The sequence below is a fragment of the Fluviicola sp. genome (assembly GCF_030151805.1).
Classification (GTDB): Bacteria; Bacteroidota; Bacteroidia; order Flavobacteriales_D; family Crocinitomicaceae; genus Fluviicola.
Map to the genome: position 1 here is coordinate 1 of NZ_JASLCN010000023.1, position 6475 is coordinate 6475.

The window sequence follows — 6475 nt, forward strand, 5'->3', positions numbered from 1 at the left end:
AAATTTGCATTCTCCACATAGTCGTTTATGAATTTTAAGGCAACGGACTTTTGAGTATCCACTGAATTTTCAATGTCCGGAGACGGGTGCTGATTATCATTTGATTGATTTTCAGTGCAGCTAACAAATAGTAATACGAAGAAGCTGAAAAAAAGTAGTTTGTTCATAGAAGAATTTCATTTCCGGAAAAATAGAAAATTTAATCCAAAATGCTTCAGTGCACCCCGCATGTCAATTCGAGTTTCCGACTTTTTCAGTCGGAAGTATCGAGAACGGCATGTGGGACTTAATCCGGGAAGCTGCTGCTAAATCGGTTTACCCAATTTATTCTTGGGTTTCGGCATTTTTCCGTTGTAATTTTGCTGCATGAAAGTGGTCGTTTTAGTTTTGTTAGGTCTGTTTTTTGGAAGTCTTCAATCGACTTTTGCACAAACAGTTCCCGTGCGTATTGTGTCTTACAATTTATTGAATTTTCCGAATGGTCGTAATGATTGCGGAGCAGGAAATGTAAATCTTCCCAACCGGGCGGATACGTTACGTAAGATTATGCAATACCTGAAACCGGATATTTTTGTAGGCTGTGAAATTCAAACGGCTGCAGGCTGCGACAGTGTTCTGAATCGTTCGCTGAATGTATTCGGAACCACGTATTACCAGCGGGCGCAATGGGTTGCGAATTCCTTTGGCGGTGATTTGCAGAACATGCTTTTCTACAATTCGGCAAAACTGACTTTAAAGGAGCAACGCGTTATCCAAACCGCACCGAGAGATATCAACCACTACATTTTGTATGTCAATGACAATACCTTGCCACAGCATCACGACACCTGTTTCATTGAAGTATTTATGTGTCATCTGAAAGCCGGAAGCGCAAACGCTGATCAAAATGATCGCGCGCAGCAAACGGCGACCTTGAGAAATATCCTGAACGGCAGACCGCAAGGCAGACACTTATTTGTTTGCGGGGACTTGAATACATACAGAAGTTCTGAAACGTGCTATCAAAACCTGGTGAGCGGTGGAACAAACTTTCTGAAAGATCCTTTGAATGCGCCCGGAAACTGGACTTCGAACGGTACTTTTGCATATCTGCACACCCAATCGCCACGCACAAGTGGCTCTACGGATTGTGGAATTACCGGAGGATTGGATGACCGTTTCGACCATATCATTGTTTCTCAGAACGTGATGAACGGAGCAAATTCCCTGCAATATGCTGCAAATTCCTACAAAGCTGTGGGAAATGACGGAAGTCATTACAATCAAAGTATTCTTACGGGTGGAAATTCCCAATACCCCGATTCAGTGGTGAGAGCCTTGTATTACGCAGCAGATCATTTACCGGTTAAACTGGATATGATTTATACGATCCCAACAAATTTCGGGTTGAATCTGAGTTTGACTTTTTCAGGCGGAGCATGTTCTGCCGGAGGGACGAGTGTTACTGTTCAGCCGAATCTAGGTCAGGCACCCTACACGTATCTTTGGGACACAAATGCAGGTTCCCAAACAACGGCTACTGCAAATAACCTGCAAGGCGGAAGCTATTGTGTGACTGTTACAGACAACAACGGAGTGAGCGACATGGTTTGCTTTGAAGTGAAATCGGTGCCGCAGTTGCAAGGAGTTGCTTTTCCGGGATTGGATAACGGAACGTGTAACGGACAAACTTTTGTAGTAGCAAGCGGAGGAGTTCCTCCTTATTCTTATCAGTGGAATGATCCACAAAATCAGACAACTTCTTCGGCGAGCAATTTGTGTGCGGGAACTTACACGTGTGTCATCACGGATCAAAACGGATGTACGTTCAGTGTACAATCAATTATACAATCGGAAACAACTTCGTTGGAAGAATTATTCGCAACTACGGAATTCAGCTTTTTCCCGAATCCTGTAACTGATCATCTGAGGATTCAAACCAAAAGCGCGAAAGCGTTAGGAGTAGTGGAATTTCAAATGCTGAGTGTTTCGGGAGAAGTTGTTCAAACGCAAGTGCTGGATTTTTCGAATACGGATCAGGTAACGATTTCTCTTGAAGGGTTGAAGAGCGGGGTTTATTTTGGGGAGTTGAGAAAAGCGGGTATTTCAGTAAAGAAGTTGATTGTCAAACAATGATAGTTTCTACCTTTTTACCATTGCCGTAAAAAGGTCTAGGCCTGTACTCAAGAATCTGCAAACTACGGGGCATTGCGCGAAAGCATTTAAAACTCGTCCACCCGCTGAGGCGGATCGGACTCAAACAGCAAATGCTTTTTTTCGCTTCATTTCCTTGCTTGCAACGATTCTTAGCGCAAGGGCCGTTCAATCTGAGCAGTCAAGACTGATTCTGTTTGTTTAATCAAGTCTTGACTCTTTTATTTTGCCTCTGTCAAAGCCTATTCCGCTTCGACCATTTTCTTCATATTTGACAATCCTTCCTCGAAATCTTTTCCGACCGCATTTTCCATATTGAAAAACAGCATGAAGGCATTGAAGGGCCACGGAGTTGTGCTGGTGAATCCCCAGGCCACTGCTGTTTGGTTTTCTCCGGCTTCTTTCACGGTGAAGTAAGCATTGGCAACACTTCTCATTGGTTTCATGAAACGCAATTCGTTTTCAATGCGTTCGTTCGGAACCAGTTTCCTGATTTCCTGTTCGCCTTCACCGACTTGTTTGTGCTGGCTTTCCCATCTGGAAATGAATCCAACTGTTTTGTCCGTTCCGATGTACGTTTTTTTCATGTTCGGATCCAGTTGTGTCCATTTGCTCCATTGATCCTGCTTTTGCAGAGAGGTCAGGAAATCATATGTTTCAGGTAGTGGTTTGTTGACTGTAGTTGTGCGTTCGACGGCAAAATCTTTCTTGCTGAAAGCCGCAATAATCAATACAAGGGCAATGATTCCTCCAAGTGCCCCCAAAATAATCCATACAATCATCATAAGCTTTATTTTTCTGTAAATAAACGATTTTATTTACATATTCAAACTTTCGGATATCAAGATGTTAGAATCCGATTTGTGAAAGATTGATAGAGCCACTTTTTTGATAAACAGGGTTTTATTAGATTGGGTTAAATCAGTCTTGACTCCGGGCTCTTGAAGTCTTAAAATCTTATTGTCTCGTAGTAATTTCCCAATTTTCGCTTTGGTTCGGATTTTTCCCCTGTTCAATGATCAGGCGTAAAGTTACTTTTCCTTTCTCCTGGTTTGTTTGAAAAAGGAAGGATAGGGTTCCGATTTCTGTCATTTCTTCCGGCACTCCATGTTCAAGACAATATTTCTGAATTTCTTCCATTTCTTTGGAAAGTATTGTATTCTTTTTCAGGAATTCCAGGAAGCGGTTTCTTTTCTCCGAAAGGAATTTCTGGTCTTTACCGCGATAGGAGAAGGTGTTTTCCAACGTGAGGGTTAAATTGTCGCAGCCCGAAAATTCTGCCGAGACTTCAAAACCGCCGGATGCGTATTTTTCGAAAACCGTTTCGGTGTAATTGTGCATATCAATGCTTCTGCTGACTTCTGAATTTCCGATAAACAATTGCTTGTTTTTCCATTTTGCCAACTCGCAATCCGTTAGATAACTTTCTTCGTAAACGTTGTCATTTTTGTACACAAAGGATAAGTCAGTAGATTCTAATTCTCCTCCGTCTTCAGGCATATACGTTCTGAAATTTTGAGTTGCTTTGGCTTTCAGCTTCCCGTTTTTGTAATCCACATCGTCTAAAATGTTGTAGGAAAAAGGAGCATAGGTCAGGATTTCATGTTTTTGTGCAATTGTGTGGTCTTTTCCCATTACGATGTAAAGGATCGAAGAATTGGTATTTGCATTTCCTCCAAGCATTCCTTCCGAGTTGCGCCAAACGATGTAATCAGTCACACCATCCCGGTTCAAATCTTCAGCCGAAATCCGGCTAAAACTGACTTCGTAGGGATCGTCGTCATTTTTAAATGAAACCGAATGATTTTTATCATCAATTTTTGCCCCTTTTCCATTTTTGGATTCTTCCTGAACCAGGAAGCTGAGCAGATCAAATTCCTTCTTTTTGGAAGGGGATGGAAGATCTTTCTCTTTCGGAATGGCCTTCTTTTTCCCGGTAACGGATTGATTGTTTCCCTGTTCGCTGCAAGCAAAAAGTGTGAACAGGCCCAAAAACAGCATTCCGTTTATCGGATTGAGACTGGTTTTTTTAGTGAACATACAGATTCAGGGATTATTGTTTCGGTTTATTTTTCTTTCTCCAGCCACTTCAAACCTTCGAAAGCTGCTGCATGTAGAATGGTTGCATGATCTTCTTTTTTCAGTTCCTGAAAATTGATTTGTTTTTCGTCGAATTGATATTTCAGGTATTTCGCCATTGTTTTGGTGTCTTTTACCATTACCGGATGTTCTTTTCCGACCGTCAGAAAAACCTTCGTTCCCAGTTCTTTGTAACGATTGGATTTTTCCTTGAACTGATTGAGCAAAGATTCGTTGTTCCACCAAAGACTTGGACTTACGATAATGTATTTTTGAAACAAAGCGGTTTTCTTCAGAAGGATTTCACTGGCTAAAAGTCCGCCGAGAGATTGCCCGATAATGGTTCGCTGATCAGTTGTTTTATAATAATTCTGGACAAAAGGAATGCATTCTGTTTCCAGGAAACGAATGAAGGTTTCCGAATGACCTGTTGTAGGAAAATCCTCTTTGTCTTTTTGAATCGTTGTCGGGAAGGTAAAATCACGCTTACGGTCCACATTTGCAATTCCAACAACGATGCTTGGGGTCATTTGCTGGCTCATGACCAAAAACTGTACAATTCCTACCAGGTGGATGAAATCCTCATTGGAAGAACCGTCGAGCGCGTAAATTACGGGATATGTTTTAGCTGAATCTGTATGATAACTCTCCGGAACGTAAATGTTGAGAATACGTTCTTCATTCAGAACTTTAGATTGGATACGTTCGATCTTTGCCAGAAATAACGAATCCTGTTGTGCAAAGGAAAAGCCTGAAAGAAAGATTGTTATAAATAATAGAAGTTTCATGTGTTGACTTTAAATTGGATTTTGTTCAGTAAAAATGGGCATTTCCCACCAGATTTCAAATAAATTTAACGGATGTCAATCCCGATAAGAAACACTCATTCCTGGTATTTCACCCGATTTGACAGGCGTTTTTATTTTTCAATGTTTCACCGGATAACACAAACAATACTTTTCCACCGGGTGCGCCAAAGCGGAAATGTTCAGATTGTCTGAAGCTTTGGAAACATCTACCGTTTCACCGCCTTTCAGCAACAGATTGATCGTTTGTTTCACCTGGCTGTAGGCATTATTGGAAAGTAATTCGGAGTATACGAAATAATCAATTTCTTCGTCGTTCAACTGATACTGCGTACGAACCAATTCTTTTTCCATCAAAATCCGGTCGGGGCTAAAAGGTTCTTTTGCAATTTCCACTTTGTGCAGGTGTCTGTTGACCAAACTTGTTGAAAGAATGGACAAGACCTTATCCGGATGCGCCTGCCATACTTTCACAGCTCCCATTACGTCGAAATCATCGAGTTGGGCAAATGTTTTCAGAATTTCCGGATTGGTTTCAAAATCCACTTTCTGAATATCGCGTTCCATGAAAAACAACAAAGCCGGACTTCCGAACAACTTCTCACCGTCCCGGATCAGTTTTTTGGCCCGTCGTAAAATGTTAATCAGCATGAATTCTCCCGAAACGACTGTTTTATGAAGATATACCTGCCAGTACATCACTCTTCGCGCAACCAGGAATTTCTCAATGCTGTAAATTCCTTTTTCGTCAATTACCAGTTGATCATTGTGCACATTGAGCATTTCAATGATGCGTTCCGTACCCACAATTCCTTCGGAAACCCCGGTGAAAAAGCTATCACGTGTCAGGTAATCCAGACGATCCATATCCAGCTGACTGGAAACAAGCTGGTACAGGAACTTTTTATGGTACTTATTGGCAAAAATCATCAAAGCGCGTTCCAGATCGTCTGAGTTTTCCGGAAAATCCTGTTTCAAAGCCTGGATGAAGTAATACGAAATCTGCTCGTGGCTTACATTCTTAACGATATCGTATTCCAATGCGTGGCTGAATGGTCCGTGACCGATATCATGCAGCAAAATAGCAACCAAAACGGCACGTTCTTCTTCATGAGTAATCGTGTGTCCTTTTTTGCGAATTACCGAAACAGCCTGTGTCATGAGATGCATGGCACCAATGGCGTGATGAAAACGCGTGTGCAGTGCTCCGGGATAAACCATGTGGGTCATTCCCAATTGCTTGATTCTTCTTAATCGTTGGAAAAACGGATGTTCCACCAAATCGAAAATAAATTCGTCGGGAATTGAAATAAAACCATAAACGGGGTCGTTGATGATTTTCTTTTTATTATTTCGATGTGTGTTTGTGCGCAATTGAATACCTTTATAAATCAAATATCAAAGCTAATTAATCTTTAGGATATGCAAGCAAAGATTCTGTGGGCAGACGACGAAAT

Annotated in this window: 5 protein-coding genes; 1 reads left to right on the top strand and 4 read right to left on the bottom strand. The window is 41.5% G+C overall.

The annotated features are described in order from the left end of the window. The first annotated feature begins 366 nt into the window (after positions 1 to 366). Positions 367 to 2115, top strand: coding sequence for a T9SS type A sorting domain-containing protein (locus tag Q1V93_RS00845; protein ID WP_300660150.1), 1749 nt, complete (start codon positions 367 to 369; stop codon positions 2113 to 2115). Between the two features lie 260 nt (positions 2116 to 2375). Here the strand turns inward: Q1V93_RS00845 and Q1V93_RS00850 are convergent, their stop codons facing one another. The 4 genes from Q1V93_RS00850 to Q1V93_RS00865 all read right to left on the bottom strand — a co-directional run bounded on the left by Q1V93_RS00850 (position 2376) and on the right by Q1V93_RS00865 (position 6392). Further along, positions 2376 to 2918, bottom strand: a complete 543-nt coding sequence (locus Q1V93_RS00850; protein WP_300660153.1) for an SRPBCC family protein — start codon at positions 2916 to 2918, stop codon at positions 2376 to 2378. Positions 2919 to 3090: 172 nt separating this feature from the next. Further along, on the bottom strand, positions 3091 to 4173 hold the full coding sequence (locus Q1V93_RS00855; RefSeq protein WP_300660156.1) for a hypothetical protein: 1083 nt from the start codon (positions 4171 to 4173) through the stop codon (positions 3091 to 3093). 26 nt (positions 4174 to 4199) lie between these two features. Then, positions 4200 to 5000, bottom strand: a complete 801-nt coding sequence (locus Q1V93_RS00860) for an alpha/beta hydrolase-fold protein (RefSeq protein ID WP_300660159.1) — start codon at positions 4998 to 5000, stop codon at positions 4200 to 4202. 138 nt (positions 5001 to 5138) lie between these two features. Next, complete coding sequence (locus tag Q1V93_RS00865) at positions 5139 to 6392, bottom strand: HD domain-containing protein (RefSeq protein WP_300660164.1); 1254 nt, start codon at positions 6390 to 6392, stop codon at positions 5139 to 5141. Between the last annotated feature and the right edge of the window lie 83 nt (positions 6393 to 6475).

Excerpts from the sequence above, each read along its gene's own strand:
- Q1V93_RS00845 (WP_300660150.1), top strand. The coding sequence starts at position 367 with ATGAAAGTGGTCGTTTTAGTTTTGTTAGGTCTGTTTTTTGGAAGTCTT.
- Q1V93_RS00860 (WP_300660159.1), bottom strand. The coding sequence starts at position 5,000 with ATGAAACTTCTATTATTTATAACAATCTTTCTTTCAGGCTTTTCCTTT.
- Q1V93_RS00855 (WP_300660156.1), bottom strand. The coding sequence starts at position 4,173 with ATGTTCACTAAAAAAACCAGTCTCAATCCGATAAACGGAATGCTGTTT.
- Q1V93_RS00850 (WP_300660153.1), bottom strand. The coding sequence starts at position 2,918 with ATGATGATTGTATGGATTATTTTGGGGGCACTTGGAGGAATCATTGCC.